Genomic DNA, 21,949 nt, shown 5'->3' with positions numbered 1-21,949 from the left:
AATATTGAAACATGAGGTTATAACGATTCATGCCATTCGCCTCTATCCATTCAAATAACTTTCCCAATCGTAATCGTCGACCTTGACAAAAATCCCTTTCTCAAAATCCCGTTCATAAGCGCACAGAGGCTCTTCGTGGATAAAAGATATAATAGAATCATCGATATTCAAAATAACGCCGATGGATATCACCTGAAAGTTGTCGGAATTTTCGTTATCGCCATCATCCTCATATCCGCTGAAAATGGTCCATCCGGTATCCTGCTCATTTTCCGGCTCGTCTCTCATCATGAAATTAAACTCTCTTCTCTCTAGCACATCGTTAGATACGACAACCTTCCGGTCAAAGTAGAAGTCCCACGCTTTAGACTCTGGATCGTCATACATCGTGTCGCAGATGTGCTCTGGGGTGAACCTGATTTCTTGCCCATACTGAAGAGACGAAATATAGACAGGCTTATTAGCCAGCGTTCCAACGAAGGCATCCCCTTCTCGCTGCGTAATTTCTACCCACATTCGCTCACCGCAATATTCTTCGTGCTCTTCATCGCTTAAAAATATCAGCTTCACCATGTCTCCCACGGCCAAAAGATCGATAACCGCTTTACTCGGGACATAAAAAGTATAAGGCGACTCCTTGTTTCTGTCATAAACACTGTCCAGGCTCCAGGCCATCTTATCACGCTCGATTCTATATGGTTTTTTTATATTATAAAGAAGAAGCTTATAGTCTTTCCTCACCCTCCGCATACTCGTACAGCTTTGTCGATTCAAATGTCAACGAACTCAGCATATCTCGAATATATTGCTCTTGTTCTTCAAGGGGGACGTGGTATGGAGGACTCTGATCCTTTAAGTTAGGAACATAACCCACCCGACTTCTTCACTTGGAAACTTCATTTTTCCTTCCACATCTTTATTGGGGTACAGTTCAACATAAACCTGCTTCTCTTTGTTCAAGTTCCAGTAGAAATGTTTATATACGTAAGGCAATCTGGCTTCTAGCATCCCTTTATTACTAGTTTTCGAGAATGTCCGATTCATCGGGGCTAAAAAAGCATAAAGCTCATCCATAAGTTTCTTCTCATCTTTGCCCCAACATAGAATCCCGTATTCTAGCATCTTATTCATAGGCATTATCCTCTCACTTGTTGATCACCCCTTATGGTAACAATTGTAAGAGGCATTTTCAAACTCTACTAGCATTGACTTCATATATTAATAGAAAAGACTTGATGTCTGCCTTCTTGCATAGTCGCAAATCAAGTAAAAAAGCAAGCTCGTCAGTACGAGTTGAAGCAAGCTTTATTTCTCCCGCCCTCGAAATCCTCGATGGTTTTAATAAGGCGGAGAGGGGGACATTATTGTCTTGGTATCTAAATATAAGAGTTACCTCAAAAACTAACCCATGTAATCTTCCGCGATTTGAATGTGATTCTTAAGCTCTAAGTCTGGGTACCTTCTATCTAGTTGATACAGTAACTCTATATACTTTTCACTTTGTAGATTGTAAGCTACATCTTCAAACACTTCACTAAGGAATGAAAGTTCGGTTTTCGAACATTCTTTCAAAAAACCTATTGTTAATTCTTCATCTTCACTAAGTAAATCAATTAATTCTGTCCATTTTTGCTCAATTCTAGGATCATTATCATCAAGTAATGCTCTTGCTCCCAAAACCGCCCGTACTTTTTCACTAAACATAGTACTCGTTACCTCCACCTAAATTATGGTTGCATCATATTGTCGGGGAAAATCGTTCCAATTTCCCCATTAGTTTTAATTACTCCAACTCGGACACCATTATATTCACCAAATATAGTTACCCCATCTGCCATATTCACATGGTCAGGCATATTGGCAACATATTCACCAGCCTTACTAATATCCTCTTTCGTCCATGTTTCTGGAAACCAAGCCTGACCAATTCCAGTTCTTTTACCTTTTGATTTGTGTCCTGGAACATCACCTTAGTTAAAGCGAGTACTGACTTTTCCGCTTGTAAATATTGATTTACAGCCGCTTGCAGCCCCCTCACTTTACTCCTTAGACGATCGTCCATATGCCCGGAGTACAGCATCATCTTCTGCAGACGCTCTCTAACTTCCCGCACCGCTGATCGCACACTCGTCTCCGAATATTCGGATTCGACACCACTAAGCAATCGGCTCAGCTCACGGGACAAGCCGACATTCGAATATTCGACTGAACGCCTGACCTGATCCAGAGAACCTGCCAGCTGCTCGATTTTGTGAGTATTTACTTTTTTGCAGCATGCTTGATCTCCGCCTTCAAATGGGGAACGCCCCTATATTCGGAGGTATTTTACCAATATAAGCCAGTTCCCACAATAGATACATGGTATATATTTAACTGTACAAAAGTCCCAAATCAAGCAAAAAAGCTCACTTCAAGCTCGTTTAGTACGAGTTGAAGCAAGCTTATTGTCCTCTTCCCCGGTAAACAGTTCCTACAGCATGCGCTCCCAGTTGTTACGGAAAAAGGTTTTATCTATTCGGTTGTCCATCCCATGCTCATACTATGCTCTTTAAACGCCTCATCTCGGTAATCTTTACTTCTAAATGGTCCAGTTTGCTCCGGAGTTTTTCGGATTTTCTCAAGGTTAGAACATGCAGCAGTTGAAGAGTGTAATACCAAGAAATAATAATTGTACCATCATGGCCTTCTTCCTTGTAAAATGCTGCTTTCATTTACGGCCTCCTCACCTAAATTCGTTTACCCGGACTCACTCATTCGGGCTCCATGGCATACCGTTCAAATCACTCCAATAGACCAAGAATTTCCTTAATCAATTTCTTTTGTCCCATGGGGAGCCCTTCCGGCCAAGCGTCTACATCGCAATACATGAACTCCGAAATTTCAGAGCTTCGCGCGAATGTTCCACCGACAATTTTGCCCGTGAAAATCAAATCGACTCGGTTAGGCTTTGTTCCATATATCGCTTTAGCTAATCCCGTAATTTCGACCTTTAGTTGCGTTTCTTCGTAAATCTCTCTTTCGAGCGCCGCCTCAGGATCCTCTAATTCCATCCAACCACCGGGAATTCCCCATGGCTCGCGACGGTACACATGCTTTAGCAGCAAAACCTGCCCCTCCTCGTTGGTAATCACGCCCAAGACTGCCACAAGGAATTTACTCTGAGCCCGGTAAACGACCCAGTCTTTAAACCTTTTGAAAGGCATGTGTATATACATGTAAACCAACCAATCCCGAGGCACTAAGTTTATCAGCTTGGAAAGCAAACGCATCACCTGCCTAATTGTAGTTAATCCTTTTCTAACGATTTCCTCTACTCTTACGTTTAAACCTCAAAGATTGAATCCACAATGATCGGAAGATTGTCTCGAACCGAAACAGCTCCGAAAAAAATGAAGTCACCGATGCTTTGATCGTGTCACTTTTCAGAATTTGTTCGGCTTAACGACACATATTTATAGGTTAACATTTCCGTATCTCCTATCACCTATATGATATATTTGCAGTATAGAAACGCATACGCATTCTAATCTGTGAACCCTCAATCATCACTAATTTGAAGGAGATGAAGACGTTGGCGGATGTAGTAAAGGTCTACAAGGAGCATATACCGGCAGTTCGATTTGTCGGCAAGAAATATGGAGATGATGATCGCATCAACGATAACTTTGGCGCCAAATGGGGTGAATGGTTCGCTAATAATCGGTTTGAGGCCATTGAAAAGCAAGTCAAAGGGAGCATGAAAGACATTTATGAAGATCAAGATGCCTATATCGGATTGATGCGCTGGAAGGAAGGCGAGCCTTTTGAGTACTGGATCGGCATATTTACGCCGGAAACCACTATGGTGCCTAAAGGCTATGCATACGTTGATTTTCCGGAAAGTGATTTAGGGGTATGCTGGGTTTACGGAAAAGAAACCGGTGTATACGGGAAGGGAACGTTATGCCTGCCCCCGATTTACAACTCCAGATGATCAGGGGAATATCATTTTAGATATTTGCTATTTTATTGCATAGATATCAGTACGGAAAGCAGCCTCACGAGTCAACTCAAACTGGTATCCGGTAAACTCAATAGGATTCCCCTTCTCATCTTTATAAAAGAAACCGGAACTTTCAAGTACGATGTTCATGCCAAGCCTATGGAGCAGCTTACATGATGGATGATTATCTACCGCAGTTCCGGTTACTATTTGTACAGCATTCAATTCATGAAAAGCGTGCGTCACCATCGCCCTGCAAGCCTCAAAAGCATAACCTTTTCCATGTTCATTAAAATTGAAGCAGTAGCCGATGTTATAAACTCCCGCGTCATCTGTCGGATTTAAGCAGACATAACCAATGAAGCGGCCATCTTCCTTCAAGCAGACCGCCAAATATTGATCCTCACCAGCAAACCATGAGCATACTTTTTGGATCTCTTCATCTGAAGTCGGCCACGGATGGTCATAAATCGCATAGGAAGACGACATGTATTGAACGATCATCTCCTGCAGCGGCCTCCAATCCTCCTGTGCAAAATTTCTAAGCACCAGTAGTGCGGTCTCCAACTTGATCATCAGCTACCCCTCCCTGAACACTTTTAAAAAAACTCAGCCCACACGATACTCATAAAAAGCGATTTCCACGCCATCCGGCATAATCCGATTACGCACATATTCGAAGCCGTTTTCTTTGTAAAATTTCGCTAAATACTCCCGATCGGCATAAATCTCGATGCGGATAAACTTCTTGTTTCTTTCTTTGGCGATAACTTTAATCCCATTGATCATTTGTGCCGAAACTCCTGATCCTCGATATTTCTCAGACACTCCGAATTTTTTCAGAAAAAACGTATCGTCTCCAGTAACTTCCGGCCACCAAAATTGGTTCTCATCCTTTAGCATGAAGGCCCCAACGGGTTCACCATGATCTCGGCAAATATACATTTCAGCCCCGGCGTTATCCTTTAGAAAAGGTTCCCGCTCCAATCCAGCCAAGCTCCACATATCCTTGCCGCTGTCTCTCAACCAAATCGCAATTTCTCGTAAAATGTTTAAAAATAGATCCTGTTCGTTTTCGCGTATTTTCGTCATTTGAACTTCCACGGTAAGCTTCCTCTCCAAGTTGTTCTAGTCTGCCTATTCAGCCAATAAAAGCCCCAGCCTAAGGAGTTCTGAACTTAAGGCTGGGGCGTGAGTGAATTGAGCCGTTTCCATGATTATACACCTGCTAGTAAAGAAGAGACAAACTAATTTATGATATTACAGTATTGCAGTGATGATCTCACATAAAGCACCGTAGAGCGTATCATCCAATTTCATCGAAGCCAATGCTGCAAGGGCGGCCAAAGGCTGCAAATCCTTAACAATCCGATAGATTTCTTCCTTCGTCTGAAAAGCAATTTGTGCACGGTCCAAAAGCACGAAAACCTCTTGTTCCACTGAATTGCTGGCCAACTTGCCTTCCATAAAGCTTACAGTCAGGGTATCAGTTACAGCAATATCCTGTGTAATTACGTACAGGGTATGTTTTGCTTCGTCATAGGCCGTTTCGATGGCGATGTTCTTACCTCCTGCTGCAGCCTTAACCTCCGTATCTGTGAGGCCGACAAAAGCCAGTTTCCATTTACGGCGATCCGGCACGACAGCGGTATCTCCCTCTGCGGGTAAAATCGTAAAAGTACTCCCATCCGGTTCAAAGCGAAAATCCATCTCCGTACAACACCAGTTTTCATCCTCATCATCAAGCGTGTTCCCTTCGTCCTCCCAAAGCTCGAAATGGCCGTTAGCCCCGGCATATACCCGGACTTCCAGCTCTCTAGGATTATCAACCCGGTTCGTGTACGCGGTCAAATCCACCAGTGGAACGATAGCCCCTGCCTTCGCCAGTACAGGAATGGAATCTAGGCCCCGATATAGAGACAGCTTCCTTCCACCGTCATAAATTCGCCCGCTAAAAAAGTCGATCCATCGGCCCTTCGGAAGCCACGCTCGAAATTCAGCCATTCCCGTTTTCGGGTCGACGGGTCTTGTAATCGGACACGCAATCATCTCCGAGCCAAAATAATATTCATTAGGCACCTCATAAGCCTCGCCGCACTCCGCATGATGATAATACATCGGCTGGATGAGTGGAACGCCTTCGCGGCTGGCATAACGGTTCATCGTATAAAGGTACGGAAGCAAGCGGTGCCGCAGCCGCAAATATTCCTTCATAATATCGGCAGCAATCTTGTTAAATCGCCATGGCTCCTTGCTGTTGAACGGGCTCGCCGAGCTATGAAGCCGCAGGATTGGCGAAAATACGCCAAACTGCACCCAGCGGGTCGCCAGTTCATCGTCCAAATAACCCAGCATATGCCCGCCGATATCATGGCTCCACCAGCCGTACCCCACATTTGAGGCATTAGCCGTAAAATACGGCTGGAAGTCCAGCGATTCCCACGTGATGATCGTATCGCCGGAGAAGCCAACCGGGTAACGATGGCTGCCAATTCCCGCATACCGCGAAAACGTCATCCGTCGTTTCCCTCTCCGCCCGCTATCCAGGTAATGATAATGATTTAACATCCAAAGCGGATCAAGCCCATCGATCTTCGTGACGCCGCCCTGCTGCCAGTCGATCCACCAGAAATCTACGCCCGCTTCTTCCAGCGGATGGTGCAGACATTTGAAATACGCCCGCAAAAAGCCAGGATCGGTAAGATCAAATTCCACCGGATCTCCCTTTTCCGGGTCCAAGCCCATTTCCGCAGCAATTGCTAGGTAAGGCTCCTCAAACGCCCTAACACCGTCCGCCGGATGCACGTTTAGCGTGACGCGCAGCCCTTTTTCGTGCAGCCATTGCAAAAATTCCGGCGGGTCCGGAAACAGCTCGCGGTTCCAGGTATAACCCGTCCAGCCGCTTCCGTACTTCGGATCAACGTCCACGAGATGCCAATCCATGTCCAGAACAGCCACGGAAAAAGGAATCTCTTCGCGTTCAAATCGTTCCATCAGCGCTTTATACTCCGCCTCGCTATACTTGTAGTACCGGCTCCACCAGTTGCCAAGTGCATAACGCGGAAGCAGCGGCGTCCCGCCGCAAAGATGGTAAAAATCCTTCAAACAGCTCAGATAATCATGTCCGTAGCCGAAAAAATACAAATCGATGACGTCCCCATTACGAGGGTTCACAAAGCCGTCCTCCTCCAATAAAAGCGAGCGGCTGTCATCAAGCAGCGTATACCCACCACGGGACAGTAGCCCGTGCTCTAGCGGGATAGCGCCATCTGCGTTATCCAGAGTCCGCGCAGTCCCTCCAAGGTCCTGAGGTACGTCCCCATAATGCCAAATGTTCATGAGATGTCCGGCCCCATTTCTTACTTCCACACGGAGGCCGTTTCGGGAAAACGGCCGTTTGTCATACACAAGGCGTAAGCGTTCCGTTCGGATTTCCAGCCTGTCTTCCTCATCAATCAATCGGTACTTGGGAACTTGAAACTGACGGTTCACCACAATTTGCGTTACCCGCTCCTCAAAGCACCCGGCTTCGTTATACTCCATTCGGATAAGCGCTGAAGTGAGAACAGTAAACCGGTAATGCCCCCCTTGAATGATAGCACCGGGGTTAGCCTTCGGCACGGAATGCAGCCACTTCCCAAGCGGAAGCTGATTTGTTTCTGTTGTCCAATTATCCATGATTCAACACCCTTTTTCGCGGTTTGAAATGCTCTATGATGCGGTTAATGCCGCCCCTGCAGAAGGCGCAAAGGCGGCATACCCTGATTTAGATGAATTTATTTGACGCTCATGTAGCGGTTATATGCATCGGTACGGATTTTCATCAATTTATCCAATCCCATGTCGTTAAGCTTCTTGACATAAGCATCCCAATCCTTATCGATTCCGCCTTTGGTTACCCACTTGGCTCGCATGGAGGAAATGTAGCTGTCAATATCTGTGGTCAGGGTCGGCAGCTCTTGGAATTCCTCGGCGGTGTACATGACATTCGGGAATGGGGTCGTTACATACTCACTGCCCATCTTATCAATTTCCAGCTTGAGTCCGTCACCGGCTTTAGGGTTAAGAACAATACTCTTCTCAAAGGATGGGCTAACATATTTAGGTCCGAAATCGCGAAGCGACTGATCCCAATACCAGGCGTCGGCGCTAGTGCCGCTCGGCGGGTCCATCAGGGTATAGGTTCCATTATCATTCTTCTTAATGACTGTACCGATGGCGCCCCAGAAGTTTTGGATACTCGCTTCGTTAGTATAGAATTGATCGGCCCAGCGTGCGGCAACTTCCGGATATTTGCATGACGTTGTAATCAATAATTCATTCCGATTAAAGCTCATGCCATTCGGATCGCCCGGATTATAGCGTTTACCATCTGGCCCAGCGATTGGCGGAATAGTAGCATACTGACTGCTCCACTTGCCGAATACCGCATCCGGGGTCCATTGATTTGTGAATCCGACGATAGGAGCATCCGCATTTTGCTGCTTCGCTGACGTCATCGTCCCATCCTGTGTGAACAGCTCTTTATCGATCAGACCTTCCGCATACAGTTTATTCGCATACTTGAGGCCTTCCTTGTACTCTTCACTAATTGGATAGTACTCAGGCTTGCCGTCTTTCACCAGCATACTGTTCGCATTGATATCGGTAATGCCAAACGGATTTAAAAAGTCCGGGGACAAGCCGGTTTCGGTATATGGAATTTCATCCTTCTTGCCATTTCCGTTCGGATCTTTTTCCTTAAACGCCTTTAGCACATTGTACAGATCGTCCACGTTCTCAGGGACTTTTAGTCCCAATTTATCGAGCCAAGCCTTGTTAATGACCGGCTGGTTTTTTGTTTTCGGACGGGATGGCAATCTCGTCGGCAGAGAATAGATTTTTCCATCAGGGAATGTACTGATTTTTTTCAATTCCGGCGTCTCTGCCATAGCCGCTTTAAGATTCGGCATGTATTGATCAATATAATCATCCAGCGGACGGAAATAACTTAAGTTATTCACGATATCCGAATCGGAAAAGGTTTGGTCGCCTAAAATAATGTCCGGGAGCGTACCACTGGCAAGCATAATTGATTTTTGCTCGCCCCAGTCATTGGAGGAAACGACCTGCCAGTCGATCTTTACGTTCGTGTTTTTCTCTAGATCTTTCAGCCATTGGTTCTGTTTGAAGCTATCGCCCATATTTCCCCAACGCATCGTCAGCACCTTTAGCGTCACAGGCTTGTTGACGATCGGCATACCTTCTTTGTTAAAATCGCTCGTCTTGCTCGGTTCAGAGCTGCTGGAATTACCACCGCTGCAACCAGCAAGTCCAAAGGCTAACGCGGTTGCTAAAACTAGCGAAATCCATCTTTTGGCCGAACGTTTTCCGGCTTGTTTGTACATTTGACATCCCCCAATCATCTAATTAATTACTAATTCAAAGGACTAGATTTGAAAATGACTTTTTAAACAATAGACTTGTAAACCATGCTTGGCTAGCTTTTGACGGCGCCGATCATCACCCCCTGGTTGAAGTATTTTTGTACGAAGGGGTACACGCACATGATCGGGACAGTTGCGATAATAATGACGGAATAGCGCATCAGATTTGCCAGCCGAAGCGCGATTTGCGCGGCTTCACCGGTTCCCATGCCGGATTGCATCTGGTTGGTAATCAAGATATTCCGAAGCACCAGCTGCAGCGGATGAAGATCCGGATTTTTCAAATAAATCAAGGCATTAAAGTAAGAGTTCCAATACCCGACAGCGATCCATAATCCGAGTACCGCAATGATGGCCTTGGACAGTGGCAGAACAATTTGGGCGAAATACCGCAGGTTGCCGCAGCCGTCAAGTTGTGCCGCCTCCCACAAATCATCGGGAATACTCGATTGAAAAAAGGTTCTAGCCACAATAATATCGTAAACAATGACGGAAAACGGCAGGACCATGACCATAAACGTATCATACATATGAAAATCGCGAATCGTCAGAAAGGTTGGAATCAACCCGCCGTTGAAGAACATCGTAAAAATGAAGAACAAGGACAACGTCTTTCTGCCGAAAAGATCTCTACGCGACAGCGCGTAGGCTGCTGAGATATTTACGACTAAGCCGATCGCCGTGCCTACTGCCGTATAAAGAATCGTATTTCTGTATCCGACCCAGATATTATCATGCTTAAACAGCTCCCTATACCCGTCCAGCGTGAACCCCTTCGGGAGAAACCATACCTGCCCGTTGGCTACGGCAGACGGATCACTGAAAGAGGCAACGATAATGAAGTAAAGCGGATACATCAGAATGATCAAAAACAATATGGCGAAAACATATAACGCAACTTCCATCACCTTATCGGATTGTCGATTATTAACCGGTTTCATCGCAGCACTTACCTCTGGATTAACGGTGCTCATCTTTTCCCCTCCCCTACCATAGACTGTTGTCGCTGAACTTCTTCGAAATTTGGTTCACGATAATTAGCAAAATGAAGTTGATAACGGTGTTGAACAAGTTAACTGCCGATGAAAAGCTGTACTGGCTGCTCAAAAGGCCGATTTTGTAAATGTAGGTGGATAAAATTTCGCTTGATGAAATGTTCAGATCGTTTTGCATCAGGTACACTTTTTCGAACCCGACTCCAAGCAGTCCGCCGACCCGAAGGATTAAAAGTGTTATTGCTGTCGGCATCAGCATCGGGATATCGATGTAGCGGATTTTGTGCCAGCGGCTTGCTCCATCTACTGTGGCCGCTTCGTACAGGCTTGGGTCAACCGCAGAGAGCGCAGCAATGAAAATGATGCTATCCCAACCGACATGCTGCCACACGTCCGACCAAACATAGATACTGCTGAACCACCCGGCAGACCCCATCAGGTCTGGAGCCTCTGCACCAAACAGCTTAAACAGGTTTCCTACGATGCCGGTGCTTGGAGACATCAAGATGATCATCAGTCCCACCATAACGACCGTCGAAATAAAGTGCGGCATATAAGACACTGTTTGAAAAAATCTTCTAAACCAGTTGGCCCGCATCTGGTTGACCATCAGCGCGAGTATGATCGGGATCGGAAATGTGACCATACTGTATAAGCTGATAATAATCGTGTTCTTGATTGTCGTTGAAAACTGATACGAATTGAAAAATTTCTCGAAATACTTGAATCCCGCCCAAGGACTTCCCCCAATTCCCATGGCCGGACTGTAGTCCTTAAAAGCGATGAGTACCCCGTACATCGGCTTGTAGGCAAATAACAACGTAAGCACCACTGCCGGCAAAAGCAGCAGATAAAGTCCACTATTTCGTTTGATCTGTCCGAGTGCTCGCTTTACACCAACTGAACCGGAATTCATGACATCCCCTCCTCCATCTTTTTGTCTAACCCGTTTCATACCCTCGTCTCCCCGGCTCTTTGAACACCCTAAGTATATCGCCCCTCTGCTTACGTTTACCGGACCACCAGCAGGTCTAAAACGGACTTTCAGCGTCTGATCTGCAAGGTTAGAAGCTCCTCATTGGCAGCGTGAATCGAATCAATAACACAATTTAGACCATTCCTTGCACTATCCGGACTTTGGTTAATTCCTTCTCTAAAATAAAGAAAAGCCTAGCGGAAATTTTCCACTAGGTTCTGTTATGGGCAAATTGGAGTTACTGCCAGCTTTATAGTTCAAACTCACATCTCAATCACAATCGGCACTACACTGCTCTGCAGCTTGCCGCTCGAAACCGATACCTTGCTGCCATCGATCAGATTTGTATAGACGCCGTCAAAAAATATGAATAGGAATCATGGATGACTCCCGCACGATCAGCTCATGCGGAATAATGAGGCGTTTCGGTCCTCCAAATTCACTATTCGCATGCTGCATGTTCTGAATGAATACCTGGGCGGCCGTATCCCCCAAATGATAGATGCCGATGTCGATACTGCTTATCGGTGGAATAGACAATTCCGCGAGCGGAATATTGTTAAAGCTCACTAGCGCCAGATCATCCGGAACTTTAATTTCTAGTTTGTTCAGTGCACGGATTACTCCCAGCGCTACGAGATCGTCGTAGACAACTAGTGCGGTTGGCCGATCTGGTTGATTCATGAAGTAGGACAAGCTCCGATAACCGCTATTTAGTAGAAGTTCTCCTTCAAAGACCCATTCAGGATGCCAAGTGAGGCCGTTTTCTCGCAACGCTCTTTTGTACCCTTCCATGCGGTCAACCGAAACAACCAAATTGGAAGGCCCACTGACGAAGCCGATCCGTTTATGTCCCATCGTAACTAAATGATTAACGGCTCCCCCTGCAGCCGCTCTATTATCGGTATCCACGGACCAAATCCCATCATACTTGTCGCTTCGCCCTATCAACACAAATGGGTAACCGTTCATTTTCATAAAATCGATAACGGCATCTTCTTTGCGAGAAGAAAGCAAAATGGCACCGTCCACACGACCTCCCCTAAACAAGCGGGAGACTTCCTTCAGTTCCTCTTGTTCACTCGCTCCCGAACTGATAATGATGTCATAGTTAGACCGATTGGCTCTAGCAACGATTCCACGAATCAGCTCCATAAAAAACGGATTGGAGACCCATTTTGCAGTTGGCTTGGGCAAAACAAGACAAATCGCATTCGCAGTACGCGATACGAGGCTTTTGGCTACGGCACTCGGACAAAACTCGATCTGATTCACAATTTGTTGGACCTTCCGCAAGTTTTCCGCTCTCACCCGCTGCTGCCCTGACAAGGCCCGTGAGACCGTGGATATAGACACTCCCGCCCTACGAGCCACTTCTCTGATCGTAACCGCCATATAAGCCTCCTGTGATTTCCACTCTTCGAATTTACTTTTAGAATAGCCTTTTCTTCGTGCGCTTGGCGGACCATAAGGCAACGTTTTACGGACCTTTCCTCTCGAAGTTAGCAACTTGGTCTATAGCCAACTTTCATGATTTCGGGTGAGAATAACAGAATGCAGACTTTAAAATGTGTTATCCGGACTTTTAGGCAAAACCCCATGGTTTCATGATTCTATTTTCATGATAAGGTTTTATAATAGGGTTATTACATCATAAAAGCGCATTCATAAATTAGCTTAGGAAAGGATGCAGCACTGACAGATTATGGCTAAAAAGACAGAAAACAAACAGTATCCAATCCGGCATTATGTAAAGATCATGTTCCTCATCTCATTCATCGTTCTAGTTTTGGATTTTGCCATCAGCATTTCCGCCATCTCGATTGTCAAACAGCAATCTACACAGTATCTACAGGATACAGCCAATTTGTACATTAACCGGATCAATCATGATTTCGCCTATATCAATCACTATACCGGTTGGACGTTGGCCAATGATGAAAGCCTCGAAGCGATGAATACAAGCGAAATGAACAGCAGCGAGTTTTTTAAAGCGAATGACAATTTGCATAAACGTTTTTCCGAGCTGCAAAAAAACTACGGTCGCGAATACAATTTCTTCATCTATCTAAAGAAACAATCGTTCTTCCTCAATTTTTCGCCTATTAGCATTTCCTATATGGATTATCAGGAACTCAAGAATCAAATTATAGCCAATGTCGAAGCGGACAAGAATGTTTACAAAAATATTTATTCCAAATGGACGCCGGTTCAGATTAACGGCAAATATTTCATATCCAATATCGTTCCTTATTATGACAGCTATATCATCAGCCTGGTTTCTGCGGATGACCTGGTTCGCCCTTTGCGTCAAATCAATTTAGGGGAAAACGGCTTTGTCTCCCTCATCGGAGAGGACGGGCAGAGCGTAACCAGCCCAATCTCCAACAGCGGCAAACTACTGGACGAATATCCGCGGGTCTCTTCCTTCCCCAACCTCTTTCAAGCCGGGACCACCGTAGATGGGGAATTTTCGAACGCTACTTTTCATGTGAAGCTGGTCATTCAGTTCGGGACGTTTGAGAAAATTATGATCGCCCAACTGCTCATTATTCTTTTGGCTGTCATCATTACCTGCAATCTGTGTTTTATCCTACTTTATTTTAAAAACAAGGTGCTAAAACCGATCAAGAGCTTCTCTTATAACCTGACATTTTGGACCGGAGACGGCGAACCGCTTGAGTTTGAAAGCAGCAAGATTATCGAGCTAGAGAAAGCAAACAAGCAGTTTTTGAATTTGGTTGAGCAAATCAAAAAGTATAAAATCGACCTCTATGAACGAGAACTGGAGAAACAGCGAATTCAGCTGGATTATATGAAGCTGCAAATTAAGCCCCACTTTTTCTTAAACTGCTTAACGAATATCTATAGCATGGCGCAAATGCAGATGTACAAAGAGATTGAACAGATGACGCTGTCCACCTCGAAATATTTCCGGTATATTTTTCAAAACGGTGAGGACTTTGTAAGGCTGGAGGACGAAATAGATCATGTCCGAATTTATCTGGATATTCAGAAGCATAGGTATCAAAATTCGCTGGTATATCGCATAGAACAGGACGATAGCATAACGGATGCCCAAATTCCACCGCTTGTCCTGCAGACCTTTGTGGAAAACGCAGTAAAATACGCCGTATCCCGTGTCTCGGAAGTACAGATTCTTCTAACCGTCCGCTATCAGGAAGCAGCTGATGAGAGCGAGGAACAAATCATGATCCAAATTTCCGATACCGGACCAGGGTTTCCACCTGATATTTTGGACCATTTGCATTACGGCCACCCTTTGGATCAATCGGAAGGTACTCACATTGGAATCATGAATACGCTGCAAAGATTGGACTCCCTCTATCGACAAAAAGCGAAGATCCTGTTTTCCAACAGGATAGACGGGGGGGCCTGTGTGACTTTATATCTTCCGGCACGTGCGCTGGAATGAACAGGAGTGTGAGAAACATGAACGCATTGCTTGTAGATGACGATTATTTTGTGGTCACTGCATTAGAGAAAAAAATAGATTGGAAATCGCTGAATATCGAGTCGGTGTATACGGCAAACAATGTCGCTCAGGCGCGTGAAATATTGGAGAATCATCCGGTTCACATTTTGATCTCGGATATTGAAATGCCTCAGGGCAGCGGACTCGAGCTGCTTGCTTGGATTCGCGAGAAGAAATACAATATCCAGACCATTTTTCTGACCAATTACGCCGATTTCAACTATGCGCAAAAAGCGATCGAGCTGCAAAGCTTTGAATATTTTCTTAAGCCAATTGAGTTTGATAAGCTCATGCTGATCATTCAGAAAGCGATCGATCGAGTTAAAGAGCAGCAGTCTAAGGAAAAGGCGATCCAGGAGGGATACTATTGGAAGAAAAATCAAGCTAATATTGTCGAGTATTTTTGGCGGAAGCTTGTGGGGAGCAGCACCTCCGTCCCCGTTAAACCAGCTGCAGTAGCCCAGGCGTTAACGGATCAAAATCTATCCTATCAAATGACCGATATCATAACGCCGATGCTGATCAATGTATTTCCTTATAACGGGAGCATGGGCCGTGAGGAGAAAGGTTTATTTGATTTCGCGCTGCTAAATGTGCTGAACGAGCTGCTGCGTGATCCCTCCTTTTCTACGGAAACGATTTTGGAATACAAAGAATACAATTGGATGGTTGTCCTGAAGTGGAATCAGCCTCCGGCGCCCTCTATGCTGAAAGTACTCAGCTCTCTTTGGATTGAAAGAGCTAATCAATATCTGAAATGCGATACATGCTGCAACATCGGTTTATCCGGCCAACTGGAGCATATTGGCTCAGTCATTCACCAACTGCTTCTAATGAACGAAAATATGACCAAAACCCGGAATCATACCTATTTTACAGAACGGGACTACTCCGAGCAAAGCAAGCTAGATTACTGTCCACCGGATTTATCCTATTTGGAGGAGATGCTTAACCAAAATAACCCGGCTGCGTTTCTTGCCGAAACGTCCCGTTACCTTAGAGACAGACTAAACAATAAGACGCTCGGCACCTCTAACCTAAGCCTGTTTCGCCTGGACATCGTGCAGCTGGTATACGCTTTTCTCAAGCTTAAGGGGATTGAAGCGCATAAACTATATACGGGAAAGACGAATGACCAATTGCTTGCACATTCCTTATATTCGATTGAGGATATGGAGGAATACTTGAGATATTTAGTCAATACTGCGATGGAGTATCGGGATTTCGCTGCGGAAACCAAGTCCGTTGCAGAAGAAATCAAACAGTATATTCATGCGCATTATGGGGATGACCTGACTCGAAACGGTCTGGCTGAGGTCGTGTACTTGAACCCGGACTACCTTGCAAGGCTGTTCAAAAAAGAGACGGGTGTCTCCCTAGGAAGCTATGTCATCCAGGTTCGTATTCAGGAGGCTAAGCAGTTACTCGAGGCCACGAACCTGTCCGTTTATGTCATCGCGAATAAGGTTGGCTACGCCAATTACTCTTATTTTTCCAAGTTGTTCAAGCAGGAAGTTGGACTTACTCCCAATGAGTATAAAAAGAACCCGCTACCTGGTGCTCTGCGGGCGGCCGCAAGTAAATAGGCAGAAGAAGACCTTCTAATGCTCATCTACTTGGTAGTGTGGCATAGAAGGTCTTTTAATCTTAGCCTATTCATAATTGATATGTATGAGCAAAACTTTATTTAGGGATTCGTTGTATCATTTATGCAAAAATTCAACTTTTCCGCCCAACATTTCATAATATTCGAATAACTGAATGGTCCGGTCTCTTAACCGGTTCTTAGAAGCGATCTGTGCATTAACCAATCCCTGAGTTCCTATGTTATGACTTTCGTCCTCGATAAAAGTCTTATACACAAATTCGTTTTCTTTTACGTGGTTCTGCAACCATCCCTTTTGAGATTCAATCAACAATTTTTTTTGAGGAGCACTTAACTTTTTCAAAAGCTTCTTATATATATTGTTCAGTTCCTTGTCCCATATATCAGCATACTTTGCTTCTAATTGAATCCATCCGGTTGTATTAAAGTTCTCTGATTCGAATTTTTTGTATTCTTTGTGATAATCCCGATCAATAGGGTTTGACTTCATCAAATCCGTAAATTCACCAGATACATCATAAGAACCATAGCCTATCTTCGAAGAATCCCCCATAGACTCGGCATTGTTATTCTCCTTACCCTTCACAGCAGCCTTCTGACTTAGATTAGTTAATTTCTCGGTCCCCTGTTTTACTATAAAACTTGTCGATAGATTCGGATTAGTTTCTACTTTTGCTTGGTTTTCTGTTTCTTTTGCGCATCCACATAAGGAAATCATAAGAATGAAGCAAATCGATAGCAATTTGGTTTTCATAAATTTAGGCTACATCCCACTCTGATATAAAATTAATTATTTATAGGAGAAAACAACCATCCGTCTTTTATCTTATACCAACTTGGGAATATTCACCACAGACCTTGAAACAAAAGATACCCCCTAGATTGGCCACTATTTTAAATGGGCTTATCACATGATTAGTTCAAGTATTGGTTAATGACTTCATCATCCCAAATTTGCACTTCAATATATCTTTCCGGTCCGTTATTTCCCTCTGGATTCCAAGATTGTGGCAACCCGTATGTCTCAATCAGTTTTAGGATTTCCGCCTTGGTATAAACTTGTTCTCTGTATTCACGACCATCCTTGTATCTCATGGTTGGAAACAGGTCTCCGTATGTAAAGCTTATCATCCCTTCCTTAAATTCATCGAGAGGAATGACGATCTCTTCTCCTCGTTTATACCAATCTTTTAGCCAATCGCAAGGCCCTAACGTCATATAATGGGGATATTTCTTAGTGGGCTTCCCACCCTTATGAATAAATAGATTTCGAGCCTTACTTTCTAATTCTTGTCTGACTACCAAATAGTCTGTAGAGCGCTTACTGGCAAAAGTGGCACCTTCGGTTTGGAGTTGATGTAGGACCGCTTCAGCATCGTTCAGTTCAAGTGAGGATAAGTTTTTGAAGGGCCCCTTCTCCTCTTCATAATAGTGATAGAGATAATAATTGATAAAACCACACACCTTTTAATTTGCTTTTTGTAGATACCCATTAACGGCAATTTAAGAGGGTAGAATGGCCTTCAGATGATGGATCATATGCTCAACATAATCTTCGATCAACCATGCTGCGGTTTCTTTTCTACCATCACTTAATTCCACCTGTTTGGTAAAGTCCTCATCAGCATATGACTGTACGACACTTGCGATTTGCTTGTTCAGTAAAGTCCATAACTCCAACACATCTTGACAGCTCATTAATCCATCCTGATAGTTATTTGCAGCAACCCATAGATTCTGATCATAGGATTGAATTTGTACGATCTGGCTTGAACCAAGGAGTTGAATAAACCGCAGATGGTTGTTGGCTGCAGAATCGCACAAATGCCCCAGTATTTCTTTTTTCGACCACTTTCGCTGATCGGCCTTGCGAGCAAAATCATCATTCAACATGCTGATTCTTAGTGGTTCTCGATATTTCTCTACAATACTCAAAATTGTTTTAGAATAATCCATTTATAACTCATCTCCTTAAGTTCTTGATGACATCATATAAATCTCGTACAGCTGTATGCTTCCTGCATGTTATTTTACTATACATATAGTGCTTCCAATCCCTGCATAACAGAAAGCTTCGGATCCCAAGCTCGTGTGCTCCATCACAATTCCTTACGTTGTCATCAATAAACACGACCTCACTGGGGGACAGATTCAGTTCTTCAAGCGCTGTTTTATACATGAGCTCATGAGGCTTCGTGACTCCGATGACAGATGAAATCACAAACGAAGAGAAATAATCACGTAGTCCCGCTTGCTTGAACACATGCTCCAATGAAGGCCATGCGTCTGATACTACAGCCAGCTTATAAGTCTTACTGAGCTCGGGGATTAGCTCAACTGCATCTGGAAAGAACTTATACTTCTCATAGTTATACACCAAGTCCGATGCGAGCGAGTTCACGATCTCGTCAGTTAAACCCAATTGTGGCAGCTCAGCAGCAAAGATACGATAGAACCCCAAAAAATGCGCATATTCCTCATCTTCATTTTTGATCCATTTTTGCTCGGATATATAGGCACTTGCTGTATGAAATGCCAGGTTCAACACTTTTTTATCGATGTCTTTATACTTTTGTTCATTAACAAACTCAGAAAATTTAGGCGGTATAAACCAATGCCCCGTGGCAGGCTCATTCAACACCCGGCCAGAATCAAACAGAATCGCTTTAATCTCCATGGTAACTATTTCTCCCCAACCATAAAGAACTGTTTAACCTGTTCATTTTCGGTGCTAAAGGGCTGTCCGTCATAATCGACAAAACGCACATTATTAAATCCGGCTGCCTCCAGGATTTGCACGCTGCAGTGGCTATTCACATTTTTTGCACCAAGCCCTGTCTTATGAATCATCGTATCATTTGGTATATCAAAGATGATTTCTTCATGCTCGGATACACAGGTTGCTCTATTGTATTCATGGCGGATCAGGTGATATATTCCGTCTTTGTAGGTCCATGTACGACAATCATTATGCCGGAGATCGTTATGGTACTTGATATAATTGTCGTTCCACATCTCATAAATGAATACGCCGCCAGGCTTTAGCGCCTTGTATATTCGATTTACGGACACTCCCGTCAATTCTACGGGGTCGGTACATACCGCAATGTCAAACTGATGATCAAAATCTAGCTCGTTAAAATCACTTACGACATAATGGGCCTTCTCCTCATCTTTGTTATAGTTTCTTGCATATTCGATGAAGGTTTTTGAAATATCGATTCCGGTAACCTCATAGCCTGACTTCAGCCAAACATGATGGTATCTGGCAATGCCGCAAGCCACATCTAAGATCGCTTTCCCGCCGCTTTTCGAGAATATGCTCAGCAATTTCTCTGCCATCCTTAGTTGTGTCTCCAAATCGTCAAATCCCCACTGGATATACCCTGTATCATAATCCGGTTCTCCGTAGCGGTTATATTGCTCCTCGATGATTTTCAAACTTGATCAGCCCCTTATGAATGAGTCGGTTTATTTTTTCTCAGCTATAAAAATGTAAAATTCTAAGCTTGGAAACCGGTCAAAGGTCTGCTTTGTAATGACTTTGAGACTATTATTCTCACGTATGTAATCCTCAAATTGCGTTTGGGTATGATATTTGGAAAAATCCATATAGAATAACAACCCTCCCGGCTTCAAAATTTTAACGATATTATCCAGTGTCTCCCGGTATTTTCCGATTTCCACGATCGTGCTTCCGATGATGGTTGCCACATCGAATGCATTGTCAGGTAGAGAGGTTTGTAGAAAGTCTTCGCAAATCACCGTTGATGGGTTAGGGTGTTGTTCTCTGGTTTGTCTGTACTTAAGGGTCTCACAAATTTCAGGGTTAATATCGACACTGGTCAAGTAACCCTTTCCATGAAGGCAATGGCCCAAATATTCGTCCCAGTCGCCAGCTCCAATACCAATATTGCACACCTGGGCTCCTTCGGGAATTTTAATCTGGTTAGCAAAAAAATCTCTAATCTCTAGTTCAAGATAAAGCGAGGTAGGCGATAAATTCCATGGCCCTGCTTCCGGGCCGTAAGCACTTAAGTAATATTCAAGCAACGTTTTGTCATCCATAGATCGTCACTCCTAGTTTGACGGTAAAAACAAATCTAAATAATTTGATTTTGCCTCATTACTTAATAACTCCATATATACTTCATCATAGTAATGACCGTTCAAGAAATAACACTCACTTCTTTTACCGAACATACGAAAACCTGCTTTTTCATAGCATCTTCTTGCGGAATGATTGAAATCAAAAAATCTTAACATAATACTGTGCAAGTTTAAAACCTTAAATCCATACTCAGTCAGCAATTGAATGGCTTCTGTCCCATAGCCTTTGTTTCTATGATTGCTGTCACCAAGAAATATTCCAAGTTCTGCTGTACGATGAATAGGATGGATTGCAAAAAGTGAACAATTCCCAAGCAGTTCATCTGTATCCTTAAGCACAATGGCAAAATTGTTGCCTTCCTTGGCCATATGGTCGAGTACAGCCTGCTCTTGAGGGAGACTATACAGTTGTGAGGACGAGCCTATTCGAGATGACAAAGTCAAATCGTTAATCCATTTTGTATAAATATCTGCATCAGCAGGGTTGATCGGCGACAGGTAGAGTCGTTTTGCTTCAAGTTTTTTAAAGTACCTCATAAAGCAGCCCTCCTTTTAACAAGCTTCTAATGATTTTTTTAGATACTTTTTAAAAAATCGTAGTATACTTGGACCTTATTCATAAGATGGTTTGTTCCCATTTTTAGGCTATCTCTAAGATTCGCCCCCTCTAGAAGTGCATGATCATATTCCTCTTTTGTTATTTTTCCTTGCTGCAAAGCTCCAAGTAGTTCATCTTCATCAAGCGTAAAAATCAGGCCATTGGGAAGAGCTACGACATCAAGGTATAAATCCTCACAATAGGGAATACCGTTCTCCGTGATGGAGATTTTTCTTGCAATATCATAGTAACACTGGACTAAATCTCCCTCTGCATTAAAGGTTGCGGTAAGCATAAAATTTCCGCTAGAAGGAAAAAACTGCAGCCATACATAATTATTACTCAACTTTCGCACCTGGGAAATCGCCTTAACCCCTTGGTACTGTAAGAAGTATTCAATATATTGAACCTTATTGACAAAAAACACCTCACTTGTTTGGTATCATGGAAGTGACGAGCAACCACGCCAACAAGAAAGGTGCGTAACCCTATGTTACAACAACATTCCCTGTATGAACAGTCTCGCTTTTCCAAACTTTTTGCTAGGCTCCACATTGGGAAAGCCTTACGACAAGCAGGTATTTCCAAATCCTTTGGTCTATCGAGTTTAGCAATTTTCCAAATCGTATTCTCTTTGGTCTTCGAAGGAAAGAACTGGTTTCGACTTCTGGAAAGTGACCGCGGAGCCGACCTACCCGGAAAAGATGTTATCTACCGGTTCTTGAACCATGCTTCCTTTGCTTGGCGACGCTTTTTGCAG

26 protein-coding genes and 1 pseudogene are annotated in these 21,949 nt (G+C 43.9%); 4 read left to right on the top strand and 23 right to left on the bottom strand.

Translation table 11 applies throughout. From position 1 onward, the window contains the following. Window positions 1-42: 42 nt before the first annotated feature. From ACFQ3W_RS16925 to ACFQ3W_RS16895, 7 genes are all read right to left on the bottom strand, one after another. Complete coding sequence (locus ACFQ3W_RS16925) at window positions 43-675, bottom strand: immunity protein Imm33 domain-containing protein (protein ID WP_379320423.1); 633 nt, start codon at window positions 673-675, stop codon at window positions 43-45. Window positions 676-852: 177 nt separating this feature from the next. Then, a complete protein-coding gene (locus ACFQ3W_RS16920; RefSeq protein WP_379320422.1) occupies window positions 853-1,131 on the bottom strand; it encodes a hypothetical protein in 279 nt (92 codons plus the stop codon). A gap of 270 nt (window positions 1,132-1,401) precedes the next feature. After that, window positions 1,402-1,704, bottom strand: coding sequence for a hypothetical protein (locus ACFQ3W_RS16915; protein WP_379320421.1), 303 nt, complete (start codon window positions 1,702-1,704; stop codon window positions 1,402-1,404). Window positions 1,705-1,727: 23 nt separating this feature from the next. Next, the gene (locus tag ACFQ3W_RS16910; RefSeq protein ID WP_379320552.1) at window positions 1,728-1,928 is read right to left on the bottom strand and encodes an EndoU domain-containing protein; all 201 of its coding nucleotides are present in this window, start codon (window positions 1,926-1,928) and stop codon (window positions 1,728-1,730) included. Beyond that, window positions 1,841-2,185, bottom strand: coding sequence for a hypothetical protein (locus tag ACFQ3W_RS16905; protein ID WP_379320420.1), 345 nt, complete (start codon window positions 2,183-2,185; stop codon window positions 1,841-1,843). Before ACFQ3W_RS16905 ends, ACFQ3W_RS16910 begins: the two co-directional genes overlap by 88 nt. A 349-nt stretch (window positions 2,186-2,534) precedes the next feature. Next, window positions 2,535-2,711 (bottom strand): hypothetical protein, encoded by a 177-nt coding sequence (locus tag ACFQ3W_RS16900; RefSeq protein ID WP_379320419.1) that lies wholly within the window; start codon window positions 2,709-2,711, stop codon window positions 2,535-2,537. Between the two features lie 69 nt (window positions 2,712-2,780). Then, a complete protein-coding gene (locus ACFQ3W_RS16895) occupies window positions 2,781-3,203 on the bottom strand; it encodes an NUDIX hydrolase (RefSeq protein ID WP_379320418.1) in 423 nt (140 codons plus the stop codon). Between the two features lie 368 nt (window positions 3,204-3,571). Between ACFQ3W_RS16895 and ACFQ3W_RS16890 the strand changes: the two genes are divergently transcribed. Further along, window positions 3,572-3,973, top strand: a complete 402-nt coding sequence (locus ACFQ3W_RS16890; RefSeq protein WP_379320417.1) for an AraC family transcriptional regulator — start codon at window positions 3,572-3,574, stop codon at window positions 3,971-3,973. Window positions 3,974-4,000: 27 nt separating this feature from the next. On the opposite strand, the gene ACFQ3W_RS16885 is transcribed toward ACFQ3W_RS16890, so the two are convergent. The 8 genes from ACFQ3W_RS16885 to ACFQ3W_RS16850 form a co-directional block, all read right to left on the bottom strand. Next, window positions 4,001-4,558 carry a GNAT family N-acetyltransferase gene (locus ACFQ3W_RS16885; protein WP_379320416.1) on the bottom strand — a complete coding sequence of 186 codons (558 nt, stop codon included), beginning with the start codon at window positions 4,556-4,558 and terminating at the stop codon, window positions 4,001-4,003. Between the two features lie 33 nt (window positions 4,559-4,591). Continuing rightward, window positions 4,592-5,074, bottom strand: coding sequence for a GNAT family N-acetyltransferase (locus ACFQ3W_RS16880; protein ID WP_379320415.1), 483 nt, complete (start codon window positions 5,072-5,074; stop codon window positions 4,592-4,594). A gap of 168 nt (window positions 5,075-5,242) precedes the next feature. Further along, window positions 5,243-7,660, bottom strand: a complete 2,418-nt coding sequence (locus ACFQ3W_RS16875; RefSeq protein ID WP_379320414.1) for a glycoside hydrolase family 31 protein — start codon at window positions 7,658-7,660, stop codon at window positions 5,243-5,245. Window positions 7,661-7,758: 98 nt separating this feature from the next. Further along, window positions 7,759-9,369 carry an extracellular solute-binding protein gene (locus tag ACFQ3W_RS16870; RefSeq protein ID WP_379320413.1) on the bottom strand — a complete coding sequence of 537 codons (1,611 nt, stop codon included), beginning with the start codon at window positions 9,367-9,369 and terminating at the stop codon, window positions 7,759-7,761. 92 nt (window positions 9,370-9,461) lie between these two features. Then, window positions 9,462-10,382 carry a carbohydrate ABC transporter permease gene (locus tag ACFQ3W_RS16865; protein ID WP_379320412.1) on the bottom strand — a complete coding sequence of 307 codons (921 nt, stop codon included), beginning with the start codon at window positions 10,380-10,382 and terminating at the stop codon, window positions 9,462-9,464. 13 nt (window positions 10,383-10,395) lie between these two features. Continuing rightward, the gene (locus ACFQ3W_RS16860) at window positions 10,396-11,319 is read right to left on the bottom strand and encodes an ABC transporter permease (protein WP_379320551.1); all 924 of its coding nucleotides are present in this window, start codon (window positions 11,317-11,319) and stop codon (window positions 10,396-10,398) included. 323 nt (window positions 11,320-11,642) lie between these two features. Further along, window positions 11,643-11,717, bottom strand: coding sequence for a hypothetical protein (locus tag ACFQ3W_RS16855; RefSeq protein WP_379320550.1), 75 nt, complete (start codon window positions 11,715-11,717; stop codon window positions 11,643-11,645). Between the two features lie 19 nt (window positions 11,718-11,736). Next, on the bottom strand, window positions 11,737-12,774 hold the full coding sequence (locus ACFQ3W_RS16850) for a LacI family DNA-binding transcriptional regulator (RefSeq protein WP_379320411.1): 1,038 nt from the start codon (window positions 12,772-12,774) through the stop codon (window positions 11,737-11,739). Between the two features lie 310 nt (window positions 12,775-13,084). Here ACFQ3W_RS16850 and ACFQ3W_RS16845 point away from each other — a divergent pair, with 310 nt between their 5' ends. After that, complete coding sequence (locus ACFQ3W_RS16845; protein ID WP_379320410.1) at window positions 13,085-14,815, top strand: cache domain-containing sensor histidine kinase; 1,731 nt, start codon at window positions 13,085-13,087, stop codon at window positions 14,813-14,815. Between the two features lie 17 nt (window positions 14,816-14,832). Continuing rightward, window positions 14,833-16,461 carry a response regulator transcription factor gene (locus ACFQ3W_RS16840; protein WP_379320409.1) on the top strand — a complete coding sequence of 543 codons (1,629 nt, stop codon included), beginning with the start codon at window positions 14,833-14,835 and terminating at the stop codon, window positions 16,459-16,461. Between the two features lie 117 nt (window positions 16,462-16,578). Here the strand turns inward: ACFQ3W_RS16840 and ACFQ3W_RS16835 are convergent, their stop codons facing one another. From ACFQ3W_RS16835 to ACFQ3W_RS16800, 8 genes are all read right to left on the bottom strand, one after another. Continuing rightward, window positions 16,579-17,235 (bottom strand): lysozyme inhibitor LprI family protein, encoded by a 657-nt coding sequence (locus ACFQ3W_RS16835; protein ID WP_379320408.1) that lies wholly within the window; start codon window positions 17,233-17,235, stop codon window positions 16,579-16,581. 161 nt (window positions 17,236-17,396) lie between these two features. Next, window positions 17,397-17,945 (bottom strand): hypothetical protein, encoded by a 549-nt coding sequence (locus ACFQ3W_RS16830; RefSeq protein ID WP_379320407.1) that lies wholly within the window; start codon window positions 17,943-17,945, stop codon window positions 17,397-17,399. A 39-nt stretch (window positions 17,946-17,984) separates the two neighbouring features. Further along, entirely contained in the window at window positions 17,985-18,437 is a 453-nt protein-coding gene (locus ACFQ3W_RS16825; RefSeq protein ID WP_379320406.1) for a DinB family protein, read from the bottom strand. 7 nt (window positions 18,438-18,444) lie between these two features. Further along, on the bottom strand, window positions 18,445-19,158 hold the full coding sequence (locus ACFQ3W_RS16820) for an HAD-IA family hydrolase (protein WP_379320405.1): 714 nt from the start codon (window positions 19,156-19,158) through the stop codon (window positions 18,445-18,447). A 5-nt stretch (window positions 19,159-19,163) separates the two neighbouring features. After that, entirely contained in the window at window positions 19,164-19,922 is a 759-nt protein-coding gene (locus ACFQ3W_RS16815) for a class I SAM-dependent methyltransferase (protein ID WP_379320404.1), read from the bottom strand. Window positions 19,923-19,952: 30 nt separating this feature from the next. Further along, on the bottom strand, window positions 19,953-20,549 hold the full coding sequence (locus ACFQ3W_RS16810) for a class I SAM-dependent methyltransferase (RefSeq protein WP_379320403.1): 597 nt from the start codon (window positions 20,547-20,549) through the stop codon (window positions 19,953-19,955). A gap of 12 nt (window positions 20,550-20,561) precedes the next feature. Further along, complete coding sequence (locus ACFQ3W_RS16805; protein ID WP_379320402.1) at window positions 20,562-21,128, bottom strand: GNAT family N-acetyltransferase; 567 nt, start codon at window positions 21,126-21,128, stop codon at window positions 20,562-20,564. A 38-nt stretch (window positions 21,129-21,166) separates the two neighbouring features. Beyond that, window positions 21,167-21,535, bottom strand: coding sequence for a DUF402 domain-containing protein (locus ACFQ3W_RS16800; RefSeq protein ID WP_379320401.1), 369 nt, complete (start codon window positions 21,533-21,535; stop codon window positions 21,167-21,169). 144 nt (window positions 21,536-21,679) lie between these two features. On the opposite strand from ACFQ3W_RS16800, the pseudogene ACFQ3W_RS16795 reads away from it, so the two are divergent. After that, window positions 21,680-21,949 (top strand): annotated as a pseudogene (locus ACFQ3W_RS16795) (IS4 family transposase); the annotation flags it as partial.

This window comes from Paenibacillus puldeungensis (assembly GCF_042678945.1).
Classification (GTDB): Bacteria; Bacillota; Bacilli; order Paenibacillales; family Paenibacillaceae; genus Fontibacillus; species Fontibacillus puldeungensis.
This window is presented reverse-complemented; position numbering and strand designations above follow the sequence as displayed.